25 protein-coding genes are annotated in these 20264 nt (G+C 52.9%); all 25 read left to right on the top strand.

Going from position 1 to position 20264, the window contains the following annotated elements:
• Positions 1-80: 80 nt before the first annotated feature.
• The 25 genes from MKX51_RS27565 (at position 81) to ppc (ending at position 19395) form a co-directional block, all read left to right on the top strand.
• Entirely contained in the window at positions 81-569 is a 489-nt protein-coding gene (locus MKX51_RS27565) for an ArpU family phage packaging/lysis transcriptional regulator (protein WP_445322085.1), read from the top strand.
• Positions 570-1037: 468 nt separating this feature from the next.
• A complete protein-coding gene (locus MKX51_RS27560) occupies positions 1038-1460 on the top strand; it encodes a phage tail terminator family protein (protein WP_340994609.1) in 423 nt (140 codons plus the stop codon).
• Positions 1457-1663 carry a hypothetical protein gene (locus MKX51_RS27555; RefSeq protein ID WP_340994608.1) on the top strand — a complete coding sequence of 69 codons (207 nt, stop codon included), beginning with the start codon at positions 1457-1459 and terminating at the stop codon, positions 1661-1663. The genes MKX51_RS27560 and MKX51_RS27555 overlap by 4 nt, the downstream gene beginning before the upstream one ends.
• Positions 1663-2985, top strand: a complete 1323-nt coding sequence (locus tag MKX51_RS27550) for a phage tail sheath family protein (RefSeq protein ID WP_340994607.1) — start codon at positions 1663-1665, stop codon at positions 2983-2985. Before MKX51_RS27555 ends, MKX51_RS27550 begins: the two co-directional genes overlap by 1 nt.
• Before the next feature lies 1 nt (position 2986).
• Positions 2987-3457, top strand: coding sequence for a phage tail tube protein (locus tag MKX51_RS27545; protein ID WP_340994606.1), 471 nt, complete (start codon positions 2987-2989; stop codon positions 3455-3457).
• A gap of 170 nt (positions 3458-3627) precedes the next feature.
• On the top strand, positions 3628-4050 hold the full coding sequence (locus tag MKX51_RS27540) for a phage tail assembly chaperone (RefSeq protein WP_036696211.1): 423 nt from the start codon (positions 3628-3630) through the stop codon (positions 4048-4050).
• Between the two features lie 192 nt (positions 4051-4242).
• Complete coding sequence (locus tag MKX51_RS27535; protein ID WP_340994605.1) at positions 4243-6225, top strand: hypothetical protein; 1983 nt, start codon at positions 4243-4245, stop codon at positions 6223-6225.
• 1 nt (position 6226) lies between these two features.
• Positions 6227-6973, top strand: a complete 747-nt coding sequence (locus MKX51_RS27530; RefSeq protein ID WP_340994604.1) for a LysM peptidoglycan-binding domain-containing protein — start codon at positions 6227-6229, stop codon at positions 6971-6973.
• Between the two features lie 12 nt (positions 6974-6985).
• Entirely contained in the window at positions 6986-7948 is a 963-nt protein-coding gene (locus MKX51_RS27525) for an XkdQ/YqbQ family protein (protein WP_340937765.1), read from the top strand.
• Positions 7949-7953: 5 nt separating this feature from the next.
• Complete coding sequence (locus MKX51_RS27520; RefSeq protein WP_209879675.1) at positions 7954-8247, top strand: DUF2577 domain-containing protein; 294 nt, start codon at positions 7954-7956, stop codon at positions 8245-8247.
• The gene (locus MKX51_RS27515) at positions 8244-8672 is read left to right on the top strand and encodes a DUF2634 domain-containing protein (protein ID WP_340937768.1); all 429 of its coding nucleotides are present in this window, start codon (positions 8244-8246) and stop codon (positions 8670-8672) included. The genes MKX51_RS27520 and MKX51_RS27515 overlap by 4 nt, the downstream gene beginning before the upstream one ends.
• Positions 8665-9723, top strand: a complete 1059-nt coding sequence (locus MKX51_RS27510; RefSeq protein WP_340994603.1) for a baseplate J/gp47 family protein — start codon at positions 8665-8667, stop codon at positions 9721-9723. Before MKX51_RS27515 ends, MKX51_RS27510 begins: the two co-directional genes overlap by 8 nt.
• 2 nt (positions 9724-9725) lie before the next feature.
• Positions 9726-10139, top strand: a complete 414-nt coding sequence (locus tag MKX51_RS27505; RefSeq protein ID WP_340994602.1) for a phosphoglucomutase — start codon at positions 9726-9728, stop codon at positions 10137-10139.
• 1 nt (position 10140) lies between these two features.
• Complete coding sequence (locus MKX51_RS27500; RefSeq protein WP_340994601.1) at positions 10141-11163, top strand: DUF2793 domain-containing protein; 1023 nt, start codon at positions 10141-10143, stop codon at positions 11161-11163.
• 12 nt (positions 11164-11175) lie between these two features.
• Complete coding sequence (locus tag MKX51_RS27495; RefSeq protein WP_081751111.1) at positions 11176-11511, top strand: hyaluronate lyase N-terminal domain-containing protein; 336 nt, start codon at positions 11176-11178, stop codon at positions 11509-11511.
• A gap of 2 nt (positions 11512-11513) precedes the next feature.
• On the top strand, positions 11514-12125 hold the full coding sequence (locus MKX51_RS27490) for a putative phage tail protein (RefSeq protein WP_340994600.1): 612 nt from the start codon (positions 11514-11516) through the stop codon (positions 12123-12125).
• An 11-nt stretch (positions 12126-12136) separates the two neighbouring features.
• On the top strand, positions 12137-13609 hold the full coding sequence (locus MKX51_RS27485; protein ID WP_340994599.1) for a hypothetical protein: 1473 nt from the start codon (positions 12137-12139) through the stop codon (positions 13607-13609).
• Positions 13610-13622: 13 nt separating this feature from the next.
• The gene (locus tag MKX51_RS27480) at positions 13623-14096 is read left to right on the top strand and encodes an XkdW family protein (protein WP_340994598.1); all 474 of its coding nucleotides are present in this window, start codon (positions 13623-13625) and stop codon (positions 14094-14096) included.
• A 56-nt stretch (positions 14097-14152) separates the two neighbouring features.
• Positions 14153-14284 (top strand): hypothetical protein, encoded by a 132-nt coding sequence (locus MKX51_RS27475; RefSeq protein WP_340827608.1) that lies wholly within the window; start codon positions 14153-14155, stop codon positions 14282-14284.
• 169 nt (positions 14285-14453) lie between these two features.
• Positions 14454-14765, top strand: a complete 312-nt coding sequence (locus MKX51_RS27470) for a hypothetical protein (RefSeq protein WP_076081811.1) — start codon at positions 14454-14456, stop codon at positions 14763-14765.
• 1 nt (position 14766) lies between these two features.
• Positions 14767-14964, top strand: a complete 198-nt coding sequence (locus MKX51_RS27465; protein ID WP_036696237.1) for a hypothetical protein — start codon at positions 14767-14769, stop codon at positions 14962-14964.
• A complete protein-coding gene (locus MKX51_RS27460; protein ID WP_340937788.1) occupies positions 14951-15343 on the top strand; it encodes a hypothetical protein in 393 nt (130 codons plus the stop codon). The genes MKX51_RS27465 and MKX51_RS27460 overlap by 14 nt, the downstream gene beginning before the upstream one ends.
• Entirely contained in the window at positions 15315-16025 is a 711-nt protein-coding gene (locus MKX51_RS27455; RefSeq protein ID WP_340994595.1) for a M15 family metallopeptidase, read from the top strand. Before MKX51_RS27460 ends, MKX51_RS27455 begins: the two co-directional genes overlap by 29 nt.
• The gene (locus MKX51_RS27450; protein WP_340757619.1) at positions 16025-16303 is read left to right on the top strand and encodes a holin; all 279 of its coding nucleotides are present in this window, start codon (positions 16025-16027) and stop codon (positions 16301-16303) included. Before MKX51_RS27455 ends, MKX51_RS27450 begins: the two co-directional genes overlap by 1 nt.
• 299 nt (positions 16304-16602) lie before the next feature.
• The gene (gene ppc / locus MKX51_RS27445) at positions 16603-19395 is read left to right on the top strand and encodes a phosphoenolpyruvate carboxylase (protein WP_340937791.1); all 2793 of its coding nucleotides are present in this window, start codon (positions 16603-16605) and stop codon (positions 19393-19395) included.
• Positions 19396-20264: the final 869 nt, after the last annotated feature.

The raw sequence follows: 20264 nt of genomic DNA, 5'->3' as shown, positions 1-20264 counted from the left end.
AATTTTAACACATTTGACCGGAAAGGTCCGCAACAAAGTTCTTAAATCTGTATAACATCTAAGGAGTGGTATAAATGATGATGATTCTATCTTCGCTGCCCGAGCTTGACCGCCGCCGGACTCAGGTCACTATAGAGAATATGCTGGAGAAGTACCGGATTTTCAAATCTGTAACGTTTGAGGCTAAAGAGGCCGGGATTACGTACTCCTATACGGAACGGTTCCATGGCGCAACCCATACGGTTACTGATCAGACAGCAGCAATTGCCACACATAATGTAGATGTGCCTGCTGCAAGACGGGCATACTGTGCTGTGATCGATTCGGTTGTAGAGCGGCTTACCCAGAGGGAACAGCAACTGGTGCGGGAGAGATACATGCGCAGGGAGGAGAGTTACGACTACACTATCTATAATCATGTGTTCGATCCTCCGGTGAGCAAGGATACTTATGTGAAGATAAGGTCGAAGGCGTTCTATAAGATGGCGCTGGCGCTCGCTGATCTGCAGCTGCTGTCTCTGGCTGCGCTCACGAAGACCCCGGCTGGAGGGAACCTGCCGAAGGGGTAGAAATGTTTTGGACACAAAATGCAGACTCCATATGTAATCAGATGGCCGTATTGCCCGCCGGGGTGATACGGTCTTTTTGCATGAGCTTATATGTTCTGGCGGCCTCGCCGTATATTGAACCCTTCCATTGAAGCAGGACGTGCAGGAGTGACGGGGCTAAGAGCGGGGAACGCCGTGAACCATCCCTTTTTCCACCAGAAGTTATCGTTAACTCCTCTGTAAAAGCGCCTGCGCAAGGTCTCAGGGGGTCTATGATTATAACATGGCAAATGAAGCAGAAGGACACCGCAGGAGCATGAATGCTCCACATTATCGAAGCCTAAGACAGGCCGGCAGACAAGCGCGGTGAAAGCTCCTTCGGTCATTGCCGGATACAAGACGGGTACTATTCTTCCTGAATCGAATCCGTGGGTGACTTCAAGAAAGGCAGGAGGGATTACCACATCTAATCATGAGAGGAATGAAATCATGACGGTACAACATCTACGGGGAAATATCACTGCTGCGCTTGGGCAGTTTTTCCCGGATATTCCTGTCTATGCGGAAGGGGATAAGCCGCAGTCAGCCTACTTCAGGCTGGAACTGCTCTCGGCAACCTACGACAGGCAGCGTGAAGGCAGATACATGGCGGTCTACCGCTTCGGTATCCGCTATGAGCAAGGCAGTCTGTTGGATGCAGAGGCTATAGCTGACGGGCTCTGTGAGGCGCTGGATGCAAGAGAAAGTGTAAACCCCGCTTATCGGGTGGTGCGCCAGTCCTGGGTGGCCGGAGCAGAGGGACGGGGGGCGCTGTTCACCGTGGACTACATGCTCTATCTCCAGAAGCAGAAGCAGCCGGAGGAAGAGGCAGAGCTGATGGGACACTTCACAGAAGGGGCGTGGCTGAAATGAGTTTTAAGGAAACGACAGCAATTGAGCAGGAACGCGGAAGCGGGAAACCGGATGCTTTTGGGAAAAAGCAGCTCAGGAACTCGGCCCTGTTTGGGCCTAAGGAAAAGGATGTACTGGAGGTAGTTCTGCAAGAGGACGGGAGCTACACCTTGGAAGAGGCTAAGCATTTAATGGAGCTGTATCTAAATAAGGAGGTTATCTAATGGCTGGAGGAACATGGACAACACAAAACAAGGTACGTCCGGGGGTATACGTAAATGTAGCCTCGAACGGCATTGTGGCAGGTAAAATGGGGGAACGCGGTACGGCTGCTTTGGCGCTTGCACTGCCTTGGGGACCAGCGGGCGTCATTGTAAAGCTTACAGCTCAGGACGATTTCCAGCAAAAGCTGGGTTACGATCTGACGGCTGCAGAGCTGCTGCCGGTGAGAGAGGTGCTGAAGCGGGCGGGCACACTGCTGCTCTACCGCCTGAATCAGGGTGTGAAGGCTGCTGTGACCAATAACGGAGTTCAGGCGACTGCGCTGTATGGCGGGGAACGCGGGAATGCGCTTAAGGTAGTGATTGAGAAAAATATCGATGACACTACCCAGTTCGATGTCCGGACGCTGCTTGATGGGGCCGAGGTGGACAAGCAGACGGTAAGCTCTGCTTCCAGCTTGGCTGCGAATGCTTATGTAGAATTTAAGCCTAGTGAATCCGGTGCACTGACGGTGACAGCCGGGTTGCCGCTCTCGGGCGGTGCAAATGGAACGGTCACGAATGCGGAGCATAGTGCGTTCTTGTCGGCGCTGGAGGTTCAGGATTTCCAGACTGTGGGTCTCGTGTCACAGGATAACACGCTGAAGTCCCTGTATAGCGCCTATGTGAAGCGTCTGCGTAATACGGAAGGCAAGAAGGTGCAGGCAGTCTTGTCCGATTACGCTACGGCTGACCATGAAGGGATTATCAGTGTGGCGAACGGTGTAATTCTGAGCGATGGGACGGTAGTGGATAAAGCTTATGCCGTGGCTTGGGTTGCCGGTGCTACTGCCGCTGCTGCGGTGAATGAATCCCTGACTTATCAGGCCTATGACGATGCTGTAGACGCGGATGTGCGTTTCAGCCATTCCGAGACTGTAGAGGCGCTTACAGACGGAGAGCTGCTATTTACCTATAGCGGAGGCCGGGCAGTAGTGGAGCAGGACATTAACACGTTCACCTCCTTCTCAACAGACAAAGGCAAGGCCTTCTCCAAGAACCGCGTGCTGCGTGTGCTGGATGGGATCGCTGGTGATTTGAAGCGGATTTTTGAGAGCTACTTCATTGGAAAATTGCCGAATAACGAGGACGGGCGTGCGCTGTTCTGGTCGCAGTGCGTCACTTATATGAATGATCTGCAGAACCTTGGGGCGATTGAGAACTTCAATGCGCAGAGCGACATTGTAGTGACTCCTGGAGCGGACAGTGACAGCGTAGTGCTGGAGGTAGCGGTGAAGCCGGTAGATTCGGTAGAAAAAGTATATATGAAAGTGAAGGTGGTCTAAGATGACATTCTTGAGAGCCAGCGATACGCTGTCCGGCCAGGAGGGCCGGGCGTATGCGACGATTAACGGACAGACGGAAGAGATGTTCTATGTCAAAACCCTGGAAGCCACTGTTGAGAAGCAGAAGGCGGAAGTGAAGACGCTTGGACGCCGCGGAGTGCAGCATAAGGCGACCGGCTGGTCGGGCAGCGGTACGATGACAATTTTCTATATGACGAGCCGTTTCCGTCAGATGATGCTGGAATACATGAAGACCGGGATTGACCAATACTTCAGCATTATCGTGACCAATGAAGATCCGTCCTCAACCGTGGGCGCCCAGCGCATCATGCTGAAGGATGTCAATCTGGACAGTGTCATTATGGCTTCGCTGGATACGGAGTCCGATGCGCTGGAGGAAGAGGTTGCTTTTACCTTCGAGGATGTGGAATTGGTGCAGCCCTTCGCTGCTCCGGTTAATGCCGGCCAATAGAGCATAAGCGGGCTATTCACAGGTTGTAAAAGATTAAATGACTGTTTAGGTTCGGGGTCCCCGCAAAGTATCTGGATATTCATTGAAGCCATAGCTGCTGTGCGGCGGTATGCTGCGGCGGGCCTCTCCGCTGCTCTAACACAATAAGAATCCGGGAGGAACAACACAACATGAGTGAATTAAGTTTGTTTTTTGCGCAAAATGCGGCTTGTGATACAACAGAGGAATTCGCGGTCTCGCTGCGGTTCAAGGACAAGGAAGGTAACCCTGCCGTCTGGAAGCTGCGCAGTATGAATGAGGAAGAGAACCAGGAATGCCGTAAGGCAGCCACCCGCAAGGTCAAGGGAAAGAACGGCACCTACACTACAGATATTGACCCCAACGAATATATGGCGAAGCTCATGACGGCAAGCATTGTGCATCCGGATCTGAAAAATACCGAGCTTCAGCGTTCCTACGGGGTGATGGGCGCCGAATCGCTGCTGCGCAAAATGCTGCTGCCCGGGGAATTCGCTGCGCTTGGGGAACGGGTACAGGCCCTGAACGGCTTCGCCACAGATATGAACGAGCTGGTAGATGACGTAAAAAACTAATCAACGAGGGCGATGGTGAGGCCAATCTGGCCTATTACGCCCTCCATGAGCTGCATATTCTCCCGCATGAGCTGATGAAGCTCTCCGTCCGCGAACGCGCGGCGATCTATGCCATGATCTCTGTACGCGTGGACAAGGAGAAGCGGGAGCGCGCGCGGAGCAAGGGGAAGAAGCGATGAAGGGGGTGAAAGAATGGAAATCGATAGCTCCAAAGCAGTCATTATCTCGCGCAGGTCGGTTACGATCTGGAAAGCCGTCCACAAACAAAGCCTGCGGATGAATATTAATCTCGACATGGTTAACCGGTCGGTAAAAGGTTTTCAGGCGGCGGTGAAACGTTCCAGTGAACAAATCATCCGTTCAGAGGATCGGATCATTCAATCCTTGCAACAGATTAATGACACGCTGCTGGAAGGCTTCAAACGGCTGCCTGTCAAAGTGGATGTGTCCAGAACAGTGGTGATGCAGCAAAGCCAAAGGGCTGCGCAATCCCAGCAGTTGGGGGTCAGGATGCTTACCGCCGCGCCTGCTGTAGAGGAGCCTGAGAAAAAAAAGCCCGAGCCCAAAGAGGTGAAGTGGTGGGAGGGCCTCAAGGAAAAAGAAAAAAAGGAAGAGGAAGAGAAGAAACCTGAGGTGAAAAAAGAGGATGTTAAACCGCCAGTGGTGAAACCTGAGGTTCTTCCGAAACCGAAAATCAACTTGAAGAAGGACCCGGTACCGCCGCCGTTGCCGCCACCTCCACCTCCACCAGTCCCGCCTGCACCGGGCGGCGATTCCAAGATCATGAAATTCCTCAAAACGGCTGATGTGGTAACGCCTTTTAACACGATTAAGTCGTTCGGGGAGAAGGCCGTGAAGGAAGCAGCACAGCCGGGGGATATTGAGAAATGGAACGTGATGAACGAGAATATTGACAATGCGCTCGGACAGATTGGTGCTAAGGCAATGGGCGCTCTGCGGCCGGTAATGGATATGATTAACAACGCGTTAACTTCAGGACAGCTTGCACCGCTGATTGATGCGATGGCTAACGGGTTTCTTGTCATAGCGAATGTGATCTCAATGGTGGTTAATGGATTGTTATGGCTGGCTCAAGTGGTTCAGGATAACTGGTCTTTCATCAAGCCTATTCTTGAGGCGATAGCGATTGTTTTCCTGGCAGCTATGATTGTTCAGGTCTATATGCTCGCTGCAGCCTGGCTGGCTGCTAACTGGCCAATCTTAATCGTCATTGCGGTGATAGCAGTCTTATTGATGATTTTGCAGCATCTTGGCGTCTCGGCGGGCGAGGTGATTGGATTTATTGTGGGATCGTTCTACTACCTGGCTGCAGTTGTGCAGAATATAGCCATTGGTATCCAGAATTTTTTCACTTTGGCTGGCGATGTGTTAGTTTATATATTTAATTGGGCTGTCAATAAAGTACAGGGATTCTTTTATGGTCTTGCCGCTGGTGCGCTGGATGTTATGTATAGTATTGCTGTAGGCGCAGAAGGATTCGCCGGAGGATTCATGAAGGTAATGGCTAAGGCTATTCAGTGGGTGCTCGACAAGTTCAACTCACTGGTTGATATGCTGAGCAACATTCCATTCTTCGACACATTAGGGATCAGTAAGGTCAAACTAGATGTAGAGGAACCGGAGACCCCTCATGGTGCCAGTGATATTATTGGGAAATATCGTCAAGGCCTTGAAGCATATAAACCAGCAGACAAGGTAGTTTTGGAAATATCCAAGCTAACAGATTATAAGGATACAAAAGCGGCATATGGCAAGGGGAATGAAATAGGAAAGAATGCCATGAACAATTTCATGGATAAGGGACAACAAATGGCGGATAAAGCCAAGGAGTTAACTAACCCTAAGTCTCTTAAGAATATCCCGGGAGGTTCTACTAATGCTTTCGCCAACCAAAACGGCAGCCTGAACAACGTCAACAAGGTGGGCGAGGTAGGCAAGATCAATGAAAAGGTCGATATCTCCAGTGATGATCTGGATATGCTGCGGGAGCTGGCGGAGATTCAGTCGATTCAGAATTTTGTTGAGCTAACGCCAACGGTGCAGGTAACAACAGGGAATATTAATAATTCGGGCGATATTGACTCCATCATCACGAAGATCGGGCAGAAGCTGAAAGAGGAGTTCGTCTCTACGGCGCAGGGGGTGTACACGTAACATGGAGGAGTATGGATTCTATCTTAGCTTCAACAACTATGAAGAGGTGATCCGGCTTCCGGTGAACCCTGAGACCTTGGAGATCAAGGAGAACAGCGATGGCAAAAGCTACACCATTGTGGATTTTGGCGAAATCAATGCGATTGCATATCCGAAGCTGACGGAGATTACGATCGAGAGTATGTTTCCGGCACAGTATTATCCGTTCGTGGTGTACTCCGGCGAGAATGCAGGCAAGCTGCTGAAGCCCTACGAATACGTGGAGCTGATCCGCAAATGGATGCTTAGCCGCAGGCCGGTCCGGTTTGTTTTCTCAGGGCTAAAATCGGCGAACGTGCAGAATACGCAGACCCCGGATTGGCTGAAGCAGGCCAGGGCGCAGGCGCAGCAGACTTTTACCGGGGATATTGGCATTAATATGGCGGTCAGTATTGAGAACTTCTCCTGGAAGCTGAGTGCGGGGTCCTCGGGGGATATCGATTATACACTTGGACTCAAAAAGTATGTGTTCTATCAGGCGTTAGCTGTCAAGGTGGGCAGTACCGGTGAAGTGAAGAAGCAGCAGAAAAGGGCAAGTGAGAAGGCAGCACCTGCTACCTATACGCTCAAAGCCGGGGATACGCTCTGGTCGGTCGCCCAAAAGCTCCTCGGTGACGGCAGTAAATCCAAAACGCTGCAAAAGCTGAACAATATCTCGGACAGTGAACTGAAGAAGCTCAAAATTGGCCGAGTGATCAAGCTGTCTTAGGAGGCCGTGGCGATGGAATTAATCGTAATTAATAAGGAAGGCGCCATCTGGAATATTGCCGGGATCGTTACGGATATCACGTGGAAAACGACCCGGACCGGCAAGCCTGCGACGCTTGAGCTTACGCTGGTGGACAGCGGGATGTATCAGCATAAGAAGTTCGCGATCAGCAATGGGGATATTGTGCAGTTCCGCAGAGACGGAGTCGATGTATTCTACGGCTTCGTCTTCAGCATCGACACGGGAGCGAATCAGGAGATCAAGCTGACGGCGTACGATCAGATCCGCTATCTGCTGGGCAATGGCAGTTATGTGCTTCAGGACGTTACTGCGGCTGAGGTGATCAGCACCATTGCCAAAGACCGCGGCTTGCGGCTTGGATTACTGGAACCGGCGGAGTACAAGATCCCCTCGCTGATCGAAGACGGCAAGAAGCTGCTCGATATTATTATGGGCGCTGTCGGCAGTGAGCTGCAGTATAAGGGCCAGCTGATGGCCTTTTATGATGATTTCGGCAAGCTGACGCTGCGCAGTCCGCAGTCCATGCTGCTGAAGGTGATTCTGGGGGCAGGCCATTACCTGTATGATTATTCGCTGAAAAAAAGCATCGACGATAATACGTACAATACGATTCTGCTCTATCAGGACAACGAAAAGACCGGCAAACGCGAGTTCTATCCGGTCACAGATAAAGAAAATGTAAAGCGCTGGGGTATCCTGCATCTCTACCAGAAGGCGGACGATAATGCGAATGCTGCGCAGATTCAGGAAAAGGCAGGCAATCTGCTCAAGCAGCATAACCGCGAGAAAGTCAGCCTCTCGGTACAGGCTATTGGCGATATACGGGTGAGGGCGGGGAACTTCATCTATGTGCTGCTGGATGAATTCCAGACGCAGCTGTTCCTGGTGGATCAATGTAGCCATAAAATTTCCGGAGGGGAGCATACGATGTCCCTAGACATTAAGGTGGTGTAGACAACATGCTCGATATTATTAAACAGGCAAGCCTCGGGGCCGTATCCAATACGAATCCGGTGGCTTTGTCTTATGGGACGGTGGTTCTGGCACAGCCGCTGCAGATTCAGGTGGAGCAGCGGCTGCTGCTGACAGGAGCCGCACTGGTTGTGGTTGAATCCGTGATGGAGAGCAAGGCTGTGATCGAAGGCCGGGAGATCCTGCTGCGGCGTGGACTTGAAGCGGGAGACCGCGTGCTGCTCGTGCGGATGCAAGGCGGACAGAGCTATATTGTCCTCGATCGGCTGGTGGATTTATGATTCCGGCAATAGGCAGATCCGGTCCGGTGACGGGAGCGCTGGAAGGGAATGTGACCGCTGCGGGGAATGCTCCGAGCCTGACGTACCGGATGGACTGGGAGCGGGGGCGGATCGGCGGGCGGGTAGACGGGCTCGAAGCGGTGAAGCAGGCAGCAATCAAGGTGCTGCAAACCAGCCGTTATGAGCACCTGATCTATAGCGCGGACTACGGAACGGAGTGGAAGCTGGTGCTGGGTCAGGACAGGCTGCTGGCCCGGCCGGAGCTGCGCCGCCTGATCAGCGATGCGCTGCTCCAGGATGAGCGGATTCAGGCGCTTGAGGAGGTACAGATTCTTTTTGAAGGGGATACGGTTAGCTTCAGCTGTACGGCTGTAACTGTATATGGCGATGTGGAGCTGAGAAAGGAGGGGATTGGCAATGTATGAGGATCAGACGTACGAGGCTCTGCTGGAACGCATGCTGGATCGGGTTCCAGAGGGGCTGGACAAGCGCGAGGGAAGTATTATCTATGATGCGCTTGCGCCGGCAGCTGCCGAAATGGCCCAGATGTATCTGGAGCTTGAGGTCAGCAATAATCTGTTTTTCCCGGATACGGCGGACGGTGAATATCTGGAACGAACCATTGCCTGGACAGGACTGAAGCGTCAGCCCGCAGGCAAAGCGCAGCTTGGCGCGAGGTTCTATACCGGCGGCGAACAGCCTCTGGACATTCCGCTGGGCAGCCGTTTCTCCCTGGGACTGCTCCATTATAGTGCTGCGGAGAAGCTTGCTCCCGGGACGTACCGCCTGGAGAGCGAGACTGCCGGGGCTGAGGGGAATCAGTATTCAGGCGTGCTGTTGCCGATTGATTATATCCCTGGACTTGCGCGGGGGGAGGTTACGGGCCTGCTGGTTCCCGGCACGGATGCGGAGACGGATGAAGCGCTGCGGCAGCGGTACTTCGATTCGGCCCGGCGGCCTGCAACGAGCGGCAATAAATATCATTACATGGAGTGGGCACAGCAGATCCAGGGTGTAGGGGGAGCGCGGGTCTTCCCGCTGTGGGCCGGACCGAAGACGGTCAAGGTGGTCATTGTGAACGCGGAGCATCAGCCCGCCTCCCCGCTGCTGGTCTCCCAGGTGCAGCAGTTTATTGATCCTGCGCCGGGCCTTGGCGAGGGCCAGGCTCCGGTGGGCGCGGTGGTGACGGTGGAATCGGCCACAGGCAAGGTGGTTGATGTCTCAGCTAAGGTTACGCTGGCAGCCGGCTATGCGTTGCAGCCGGTTATTCAAGCTTTTACGGCGCTCCTGGAGAAGTATCGTAAGGAGAAGGCTTTTGCCGCTACCTATATCAGTCAATCGGTCATTGGCGCATTGCTGCTGAATACGGAGGGCGTAGTGGACTATAGCGGGCTGAAGCTGAACGGCGGAACGGCAAATATCCCGCTGCTGGAGACAGAAGTGCCGCTGTTCGGCAATGTCGTTCTGGAGGTGTAGGTATGGGATATCCGGAGCAGATCGATGTTTTTCAGGATAAGCTGAACAAAAAGGCAAATGGCGGCAGTCATGTTGTAGAGGAGAAGCTTCGGCTCACAGGTGGTGTATTCAGCGGACTGTTGGCCCACGACAATATTAACAATCAGACGCTGGCCGTGTACACAGGCTCACGCTTCAGCGGGACAGAGGTGCGGAATTATTCGGTCTCTTTCCCGGACGAGGCCCCTTGGCGGCGGCTCATTAACATCTATGCGGATGTGCCCGAAGTCTATGTGACTTACGAGACACCGGGAGACACTGTGGAAGCGGATGATGTGAACCAGTTACAGGGCGGGCTTACGGCTACGCAGCTTGAACTGGAGCGGTATAAACAGGCCGGTCTGATTGACGGCGGATCTTTTAGAAGAGAGGTGTAATATGGCACAGACTATTCAGGTCAAACGCGGTACCCGGGCCGAGCTGTCCACTTACGGGATGCTGAAGGCGGGTGAAATGGGCTTCTGTACAGATACGAAAGAGGTCTATATCGGAGACGGTACTTCTAACTCCATGGTGGGCCGGGCCTTGTCCGGTCCCGAAGCTTCGCGTCCTGCGGCAGCCTCGGTGGGGCGTCTGTACCTTGTGAGCAGCGGGAGTAACAACGGGTATTTGTATTTCGATGACGGGACCGCCTGGCGCCGGGTTAACGCGCAGAAATTAACAGATGTGAGCGGCACGGTGGACGATATCGCTGACGGCTCCACGTATGCCAAGGTGCTCAAGGCGGATCTTACAGCAGGGCATCCCAATAAAGTGTCGGACGGCACGAATTCGAAGACCGCCGCAGAAATTGCAACGCATCTTAACGATGCCGCGAAGCATAGGGTGATCAACGATGGCGGTTCGACGATTACAGATCTGTGGTCCGCACAAAAAATCAAAAACGAAATCGAGCTGGCCAAGCATAATATTGAGCCGCAGGCTTCGGTGAAGGATCAGCATCTGACGGCTCCGCCAGGAAGTCCTGTGGAAGCAGACCGGTATATTATCCCGGCTGGAGCGACTGGAGCCTGGGCGGGTAAAACCAATCAGATTGCGGAGTATGCCGCAGGTAGCTGGGCTTATTATGTTCCGGCTGTAGGATGGACCGCCTACGTGGACGATGAGCAGAAAATCTACAGCTGGAACGGGAGCGCCTGGGTGCGGACGGGCGGCGCGCTGCAGACGATCACGGCTGGAAATGGTCTTACCGGCGGCGGGCAGGCGGATAGTGTCACGCTGACCGTCGGGGCAGGCAATGGGATCATTGTCGGCTCAACCAGTGTTGCAGCCAAGCCGGGTAAGGGAATTCTAGTAAACTCGACGGGGATTGAGGTCAACATTGACGGCTCAAGTATCGTCTACGATTCGGCCAATGGCAACCAGCTCACGGTAAGCACTATCGACGGCGGAACATTCTAGGAGGCGGTGACCATGGCACGGAAGACTTTGATTCAAATCCGCCGCGGCCTGGAGAGTGCGCTGGGTACGCTGGCTGCAGGCGAGCTGGGCTACTGCACAGATAGCGGCAAGCTGTTCATCGGCAGCGGCAGCAGCAATATGCTGCTGGCGGCAGGCCAAAGCACAGGTGATATGCTGAAAAGCATCTACGACACGAATAACAACGGCAAGGTCGATTATGCCCAGGCTGCGGATACGGTTCCCTGGTCAGGTGTAGATGGTAAGCCTTCGGTCTATCCGGCGGCTGCACATACCCATGATTATATGCCGAAGGGTCCGCTGACCTGGAATCAGCTGAAGGGGGTGTAGCTGTGGCTTATGGAGACAGTATATATGGCGTTGTGGCATATTCGGCAGATGGTGTGACAGGGGAGGGGCCGGAGATTACCGTTCCCGATCTGATGAAATACCTGCCTGAATATTATCAGGGCGTGCCTGAGATGGAGGCTGTGCAGGCCAGCGCAGGTAGAGCCTGCGGTGAAGTGGCTTACGCCATGGCCGACAGTGACGATCAGAAGACGCTGGAGTCCGCTACCTGGGGGCTGTCCCGCTGGGAGCGGATGCTGGGACTGACCTCGGATACGAACAAGTCCTACGCCACCCGGCGAGAGATGATCAAGGCCAAGCTGCGGGGCAGCGGCACGACGACACCGGAGATGATCCGGCGGACGGCGTCTGCTTTTTCCGGCGGGGATGTGGAGGTGGTGGAGGTGCCCGGAGCGTACAGCTTCGAGGTACGCTTCGTCGGTACGCTGGGCATCCCGGCCAATATGGCGGGGCTGATTCAGATCATGGAAGAGATTAAGCCGGCCCATCTGGACTATAGCTTCGTATACAGCTACACCTGGTGGGACTCCTTGAAGTCCCTCACCTGGAACGGTGCGCACGGCAAGACCTGGAACGAACTAAGAGTATATGAATAGGAGTGTGAGCGATGAAAACAACAGGTAATCTGGGGCTGAAAAAGCCCGATGGTACAGACATTGTAGATATCACCGACCTGAACGGCAATATGGATATTCTGGACACCGCCGTCAAGACCGCGCAGGATCACGCCGCGGATGCGGTCAAGCACATCACAGCCGCGGAGCGCACGGCATGGAATGCCAAGGCGTCTACGGCGGTTGCGACCACGACTGCTGCCGGGCTGATGGCTGGAGCGGACAAATCGAAGCTGGATAGCGTGGCGCAGGGGGCTAATAATTATGTGCATCCTTCCACGCACTCGCCATCGGTCATCGTCCAGGACTCGTCCAACCGCTTCGTAACCGATGCGGAGAAGGCGGCCTGGAATGGCAAAGCGAATCTGTCTACTACACCGCAGCAGACTACGGCGGATATTACCTATTACGTCCGGACGGATGGAAATGATGGGAATACGGGGCTTGCGAATACGGCGGGTGGGGCGTTTAGGACGATTCAGAAGGCTATAAACATACTTCCCCAAACTATCAGTCATGTAGCTGCCATCAATATCGCTTCTGGTAACTATCCAGAGGACATAGTTATTAGAGGATTTAACTTTGGACCCAATGGAGGTCTAACCATAACAGGAAACCCTGCCAATCCAGCAACTGTTACCCTTAGTAGTATGGAGTTACACTCCAATTTTGGGCAGGTGACGATAGAGAGCATCACCGCTACAACTGTGAGTAAGGATGCTTTCATAGTTAATAGATGCATCGGATTCCGGCTGAATAACCTTAGAGTTGTAGCATCTACGGTATCATTCAGTGGTGTTCTGGCCTATTTTTCCTCTGGAATAATCAATGGTGGTGTTTTCAGTAATCGAATTGTTGGGGTGAATATCAACGCTGCATCAATTGTCGATGTAATCGGTGCGACTGGAACTGGGAATGCAGTTGGGATTGGTTCAAATGATGGCTCCTTTGTGACAAAGTTCAACTGCTCTTTAACTGGAAATCAAATGGAAGGTATTGCAGGTGGGACACTTACAACAGGTGGAGTGCTCAACCCATGGGGAGATAATACGTTAGGCTCAAGAAGCTTCGCTTCATACTATAAGACAAATTCTCAAAACATCCCTGTTGGAGTATTCACTAAGATCACCTTTGAGAATAAATCATTTGACCATCTCGATGAAGTTACTAGCAGTCGGTTTACGGCAAAAAAAACAGGAGCATATCTTGTTAGTGCTTCGGTAAACTTAGCTACTCCGCCTGTTAACACAACTTGTACAATAATGGTTTATGTAAATGGATCAAGAACAAAAGATTATACTTATTCACAAACGGCGGGGACTGCAAGTACTGGATATCAAGGATCGGCTGTAGTCAGATTATTTGCAGGTGATTATATCGAGATTTATGCTTACATCCCTTATAATGCCGGTACTACTACAGGAGGTTCGGCAACTAATTACCTTGATATTATTCAAATAGCGTAAAGGAGGAGCTCGAATGAATATAGCACTAGCAATCATGTATCTATACCCGGACGCTAACTCACTTCACGACTTCATCGTCCAGGACAACGGCCCTGAACCTATCCTACGGCCCGGGGCCGAGACTAAGGCTCGGGTACGCTACGAGATCAAGCTTCCAGAAATTAGCGAACAACCCGTTGAAGGCGTCCACTACCGCCACGGCATCGACTATAATCTGCTGACCGAAGGCGAGGATTATGATCTGGTGGAGCGCGGACCGTATATCGCGGTCTGGAAGCTGAAGGTGCCGCAGCCGACAGAGGCTGAATTGCAGGCTGCGTGGGAAGCGTACCAGGAGGCTGAGGCCAACAAGCCGCCGGTACTGACAGAGCTGGAGCAGTTGCAGCAAGAGAATCTGTGGCTAAAGGCGCAGAATAACGCGCTCAGCGAACGGGCGGATTTCATTGAGGATCTCATTGCGGAGATGGCCACGCAAGTCTACACGTAATCGTTCAACGGGTCTAACCTGTGCATTACCTCTATTATAGAAAGGTGGTGAGAGCAATGGCATTGTTTTTTGCACAACGCGTCACGCTGGGGAAGACGAAGTATAGCGAGGTCCCCTCTACGCTGAAGCCTGCGGTCAAGCAGATTCTGATGGAGAACGGACTTACGTTCCTTGTAACTGAAGAGTAGATTGCCAGAGGCGCCGCTGAGGGCGTTTTTATTTTGCCCTCGGACCCGTCCGGGGGCTAAGTCCAAATGTCACCGCAGTGACGATGAAGCTTCAAGTTTAAATCTTAAGTGCGTCTTATATAACTACTTTAATAACTATTTTAATAACCACACAGAAGGGAGTGAAGCAATGGACAGCAACGATGTTGCGAATCTGGAGAAGCTGCTGCCGCTTGCGGATAAGTATGGACTGGCTTATATCATCGCTCTGATTCTGCTCATGATTATGCTTGTGCTTTTGCGGTCAATTGTGAAGGGGAATCTGGTGCCGCGTGAACTGCTGGAGCGTGCTGAGGAGGACCGGGACAGGCTGCAGAATATCCTCGACAAAGAGCGGTCAGACTTCATGGCACCCACGCTTGAAGTCTTGCAGCGCTTGAAAATAGACCATTCCGCAAACAGCCACACCAGTAGCACTAATGAAGAAGACAGGGGGGGATAACGTGCTGAGTGCGTGGATCAAGCGTCTATCGCCCCTGCACCGGGACAGAGAGCGGCGGCTGGCGCTGGCAGGACATAAGGTGTCGCTCTCTATCCGCAGGTACAAGAATGTCTCTCAGGACATTCAGGATGAAATCAGGAACAACGGGTTCGCCGAGTTCCTAATCTATGATCGGGGGGCAGAAGATGAGCAGCATTGATATTGTGTTGTTACTGGCCTATTCTATATCCTTTATCTGTGCGCTGCTGCTGATGGCTGCGCTTTTTTTGTATTTCCGCCGGAGATTCCGGGTGCGCGTGGTCAGTCTGTTTATGCTGGCGGCGTTCTTTTTCCTCGGGGCATATACGGTAAAAATGGCGGTGGCCTTCTGGATCAGATTCAGCTCTGCTCCCGCCCCGGAAGCTATACGAAGCTCGCTGCAATCGGATGCCTGGGCTATTGCCCAGACGGGAACGACCCTAGGGCTAGTCATTCTAACCCTCTTGATGTACACCAGACGCCAGGATCTGTTCGTGGTCCTCTCTGAAATCAGGAAAGGGGAGGAATCGCATGCTGACGCTAACTCAACTCCTGAATAAATCTGCTGCCCGGTTAAAAGGACTTCATCCCGCCGTTCTTGCCGCAGCCACCGCACTGATTGAACGCTCTCATGCTTGCGGTGTGCCTATCCTGATCACGCAAGGTCTGCGGACGATTGCCGAACAGGATGCACTCTATGCCCAGGGGCGAACCCGGCCGGGAGCGATCGTGACGAATGCGCGCGGCGGGTACAGTTATCACAATTATGGGCTGGCGGTGGATTTTGCGCTGCTGCTTCCGGATGGCTCCAGCGTCTCCTGGGATATGAGCAGGGACGGGAATCAGAATGGGACTCGGGATTGGCTGGAGGTGGTGCAGCACGCGAAGGCCATCGGGTTCGAATGGGGCGGCGACTGGACTAGCTTCAAGGATTATCCGCATCTGCAGATGAGCTTCGGATTAAGTCTGGCGGAGTTGCGGACGGGGAAAAAGCCTGCGGCTGCGGCCGTGGAGGCGGTGGTTGAACGGATCAAGCCCAAGGAGGAACCAGTGATGAAGACTCAGATGAAAGTTGCAGTACAGGTGAATGGCAGGAAGATTGCGGACGGGTGGCTGGAGAATGGGGTTACCTATGTTCCTGCACGTAAAATTGCGGAGGCGCTGGGCGCTCAGATTGCCTACCATCCGGCTGCCAACACCGTTGAAATCACCACCATCCCGCAGAAAGGAGTAATCTCATGATGAACCGCGAACTGCTGGACCATGTATTGGCTTTTGCCTCCATCCTGGCCGTATTTATTCTTGCCTTGGTGCAGCTGATCAAAAATAATACCCATTTGCCGCGTAACAGCATCCCTTTTATCGGACTGGGCATCGGTCTGCTGGTTGGAGCGGCGGCGTATCCTTTTACAGAGCTGGAGTTGACCTTGCGTCTATGGGCAGGCGGATTGGCCGGGTTATCGGCTACCGGATTATTCGAATTGGCATTCAACAACCGCTCAGGGCACACGATGAAATAAAAGTTAACCTGTGATGAACGGCCGGCTCTGCGGAGCTGGCTGTTTTTGTCGTTATACGTCACATAACTTCACATGAACACTGCAAACAGCACATATCAAAGAGAGAATATACCAGAAAGAAATACATAATTTTTTGGGACTGCATAAATGGCCGGTTTGGTGTATAATCGAAATCACTGCACTGCTTTACCGCGCAATAAAGTTGAAGATTTCCGGGCGTTTTTATTGTATGATATGAGGAAGCTTTTCAAATAGACAATGTTAAGAGCATTGATCCGGAAGAGGATGGGGGGAGCAGCATGACCGAACTTACGACTACCGTTAGCAAAAGCAACTCCAACAATCTGCTGCGGCGGGACGTACGGTTCCTGGGGAACATACTGGGCGAAGTCTTGGTACACCAAGGCGGTAACGAACTGCTGGATATTGTGGAGAAAATCCGGGAGACCAGCAAATCGCTGCGCTCATTGTTTTTGCCTGAACTGCACAACGAATTTAAAGAGCTGATTAGCTCACTGGACCCGGAGAATCGCCATCAGGTGATCCGTGCCTTCGCAATTTATTTCCAGCTGGTGAACATCGCCGAGCAGAACCACCGGATTCGGCGCAAACGCGACTATGAACGTTCTGCCGGGGAGACGGTACAGCCGGGGTCGATTGAGAGCGCGGTTCAGGAGCTTCGCGAACGGGATTTCTCCCACGAAGAGGTTCTTGAGATCATGAGCGGCATGTCGCTCGAGCTGGTTATGACCGCTCACCCTACTGAAGCTATGCGCCGTGCGATTCTCGATATCCACAAACGGATCTCCGACGACGTCATGGGCTTGGATAATCCGACGTTAACCTTCCGCGAACGCGAACAGCTCCGGGAGAAGCTGCTGAATGAGGTTATTACCTTGTGGCAGACCGATGAACTGCGTGACCGCAAGCCAACGGTACTGGATGAAGTGCGTAACGGGATGTATTACTTCCATGAGACGATTTTTGAAGTACTGCCGGATGTATATCAGGAGCTTGAGCGCTGTCTGAGCAAGTATTATCCGGGCCAGAACTGGCATGTGCCGACCTATCTGCGTTTCGGTTCATGGATCGGGGGAGACCGCGACGGCAACCCTTCCGTGAAGGCGAAGGTAACCTTGCAGACTCTACGTCTGCAGCGCAAGCTGGCTATTCGTGAATACCAGCGTATTATGCGCGAGCTGATGCAGTACCTGAGCTTTAGTACAAGCATTGTGAATGTGACGCCGGAGCTGCTGGAATCCATTGAGGCCGACCGGAATATTATCAATCTTAACCGGGTCGATGCCTGGCGTAATGATAACGAGCCTTACCGGATTAAGCTTAGCTATATGATCTCCAAGACCCAGAATGTGCTGGACGATGAGAAAAAAGGAACACCAGAGCGCTACTCATCCCCGGCGCAATTCATCGACGACCTGAACGTGATTGACCGCAGCCTGCGGCATCACTACGCCGATTATGTAGCAGATACCTACATTAAGAAGCTGATTCGTCAGGTGGAGCTGTTCGGCTTCCACACCTCTACGCTGGATGTCCGCCAGCACAGCCAGGAGCATGAGAATGCAATGACAGAGGTTCTGGCCAAGATGAATGTTACACCGGATTACTCCAAGCTGTCGGAGCAAGAGAAGATTGTGCTGCTGGAGAAGCTGCTGAATGATCCGCGTCCGCTGACTTCCCCTTACCAGTCTTATAGTGAAGGGACAGAGGAGTGTCTGGCGGTATACCGTGCGATCTATGAGGCGCAGGAGGAATACGGCAAGCAGTGTATTACAAGCTATCTGATCAGTATGGCGGAGGCGGCAAGCGATATTCTGGAGGTTATGGTCTTCTCCAAGGAAGTCGGCTTGTTCCGCAAAGACAACGACGGTACGGTAGTCTGTACTCTGCAGGCTGTGCCGCTGTTCGAGACGATTGACGACCTGCATGATGCGCCGCAGATTATGCGTACGCTGCTGAACATGCCGATCTACCGCGATGCGGTCCGTGCGATGAATGATCTGCAGGAGATCATGCTGGGATATTCCGACAGTAATAAAGACGGCGGCGTTGTTACAGCGAACTGGGAACTGCGTGTGGCCCTGAAGCAGATCACAGCGACTGCCGATGAGTTCGGCATTAAGCTGAAATTCTTCCATGGACGCGGCGGTGCCCTCGGACGCGGCGGTATGCCGCTCAACCGGAGCATTCTGGCCCAGCCGGCTTCCACCATCGGCGGCGGGATTAAGATTACCGAGCAGGGCGAGGTTATCTCCTCCCGGTATTCGATGAAAGGCATTGCTTACCGCAGTCTGGAGCAGGCGACATCCGCTCTGATTACGGCTGCTATTCATGCCAGATCGCCGCAAGCGGATCTGTACGAAGCCAAGTGGGATGAGATTATTGCCCGTATCTCTGAAGTCTCACTGAACAAATATCAGGATCTGATCTTCCGTGATCCGGATTTCCTGACGTACTTCAAAGAATCAACCCCGCTGCCGGAGGTAGGGGAGCTGAATATCGGCTCACGCCCTTCGAAGCGTAAGAACAGCGAGCGCTTCGAGGACCTGCGTGCGATTCCTTGGGTATTCGCTTGGACGCAGAGCCGTTATCTGCTTCCAGCATGGTATGCCGCCGGAACCGGTCTGCAGAGCTTCTATGAGGGCAAGGAAGAGAATATGAAGATCATGCAGCATATGTATGCGAACTTCTCATTCTTCACGACCCTGATCGATACGCTGCAGATGGCTATTGCGAAGGCGGATCTTGTCATCGCCAAGGAATACGCCGGGATGGGCAAGAACGAGGAAGCACGTGCGCGTATCTTCGGCCAGATCGAGGCTGAGTTCAAGCTGACCTCCGAGCTGATTCTCCAGATCACCGGCCAGCAGGACATTCTGGATAATGTTCCGGTCATTCAGGAATCGATCCGCCTGCGTAATCCGTACGTTGATCCGCTCAGCTACCTGCAGGTTCAGCTCCTCTCCGAGCTTCGCGCGTTGCGTGAGGCTGAGGGGGATGACGCTGAGCTGCTTCGTGAGGTACTGCTCACGATCAATGGTATTGCCGCCGGTCTTCGGAATACCGGCTGATGGTTTGCGTTGATCACCGTAGCTGCACTTTACTCTACCGATCTTGTTCTTCAAAGTCGGCGAAGCCGCTTTAGGGTTTTGGGTCTAAAAGTCGGCGAAGCCGCTTTAAGGTTTTGGGTCTAAAAGTCGGCGAAGCCGCTTTAAGGTTTTGATTTTCCGGTCTCAGGTCTTGATCTCTCGGTCTTGAATCTTTGAAGCCGGCCCTAAGGCGCTTCAGAAGTTCCCGCCCACCTCCTAGCCGGAGGTGGGCTTTTTTTATAGGAAATTGGCGGTCACGAAGGCGCACGGGCCCATTGTATGCGGAAAACCGAACACAATGGGCGGTCACGATGGCATATGGGTCAATGTATGCGAAAAAACGAACACATTAAAAGGTCGTGAAGGCGCATGGGCCAAATACAGTGGGTCCGCATACCGCCACCTGGCGCAATGTAATCGGTTTTTCTACTACATTTGGACCGCACAGCACCATCCGGCGCAATGTAGTCGGTTTTTCGATTACATTGGGTCCGCACAGTACCGTCCGGCGCAATGTATGCCAAAAACCGAATACATTGGGTGGTCATGAGGGTTATAGGCAATTGTATGCGGAAAACCGAATAGAAATAGAATGAGGATGAAACAGGTGGATGCAAACAAGTGAGGTGCCGCCCTAAGAGTGGCATACGGCACGGGCATGCTTCATCTGATAGGAGGTTTTGCCGTTCCAGGGAGGCCGGGGGCCAGGGACCCGGCCGAGCCCATGCCCCACCCCATTGTTGCCTGAGATATACTTTGGGCAACAAGAAAAGCGGTAGCAGTAGTAGGGGGGAACCAGGCTGATGGAGGGGGCGAAGCGGAAATTTGGAACTGTAGGAGCGATAGCGTTC

Source organism: Paenibacillus sp. FSL M7-0420 (assembly GCF_038002345.1).
GTDB lineage: Bacteria > Bacillota > Bacilli > Paenibacillales > Paenibacillaceae > Paenibacillus_AQ.
This window is presented reverse-complemented; position numbering and strand designations above follow the sequence as displayed.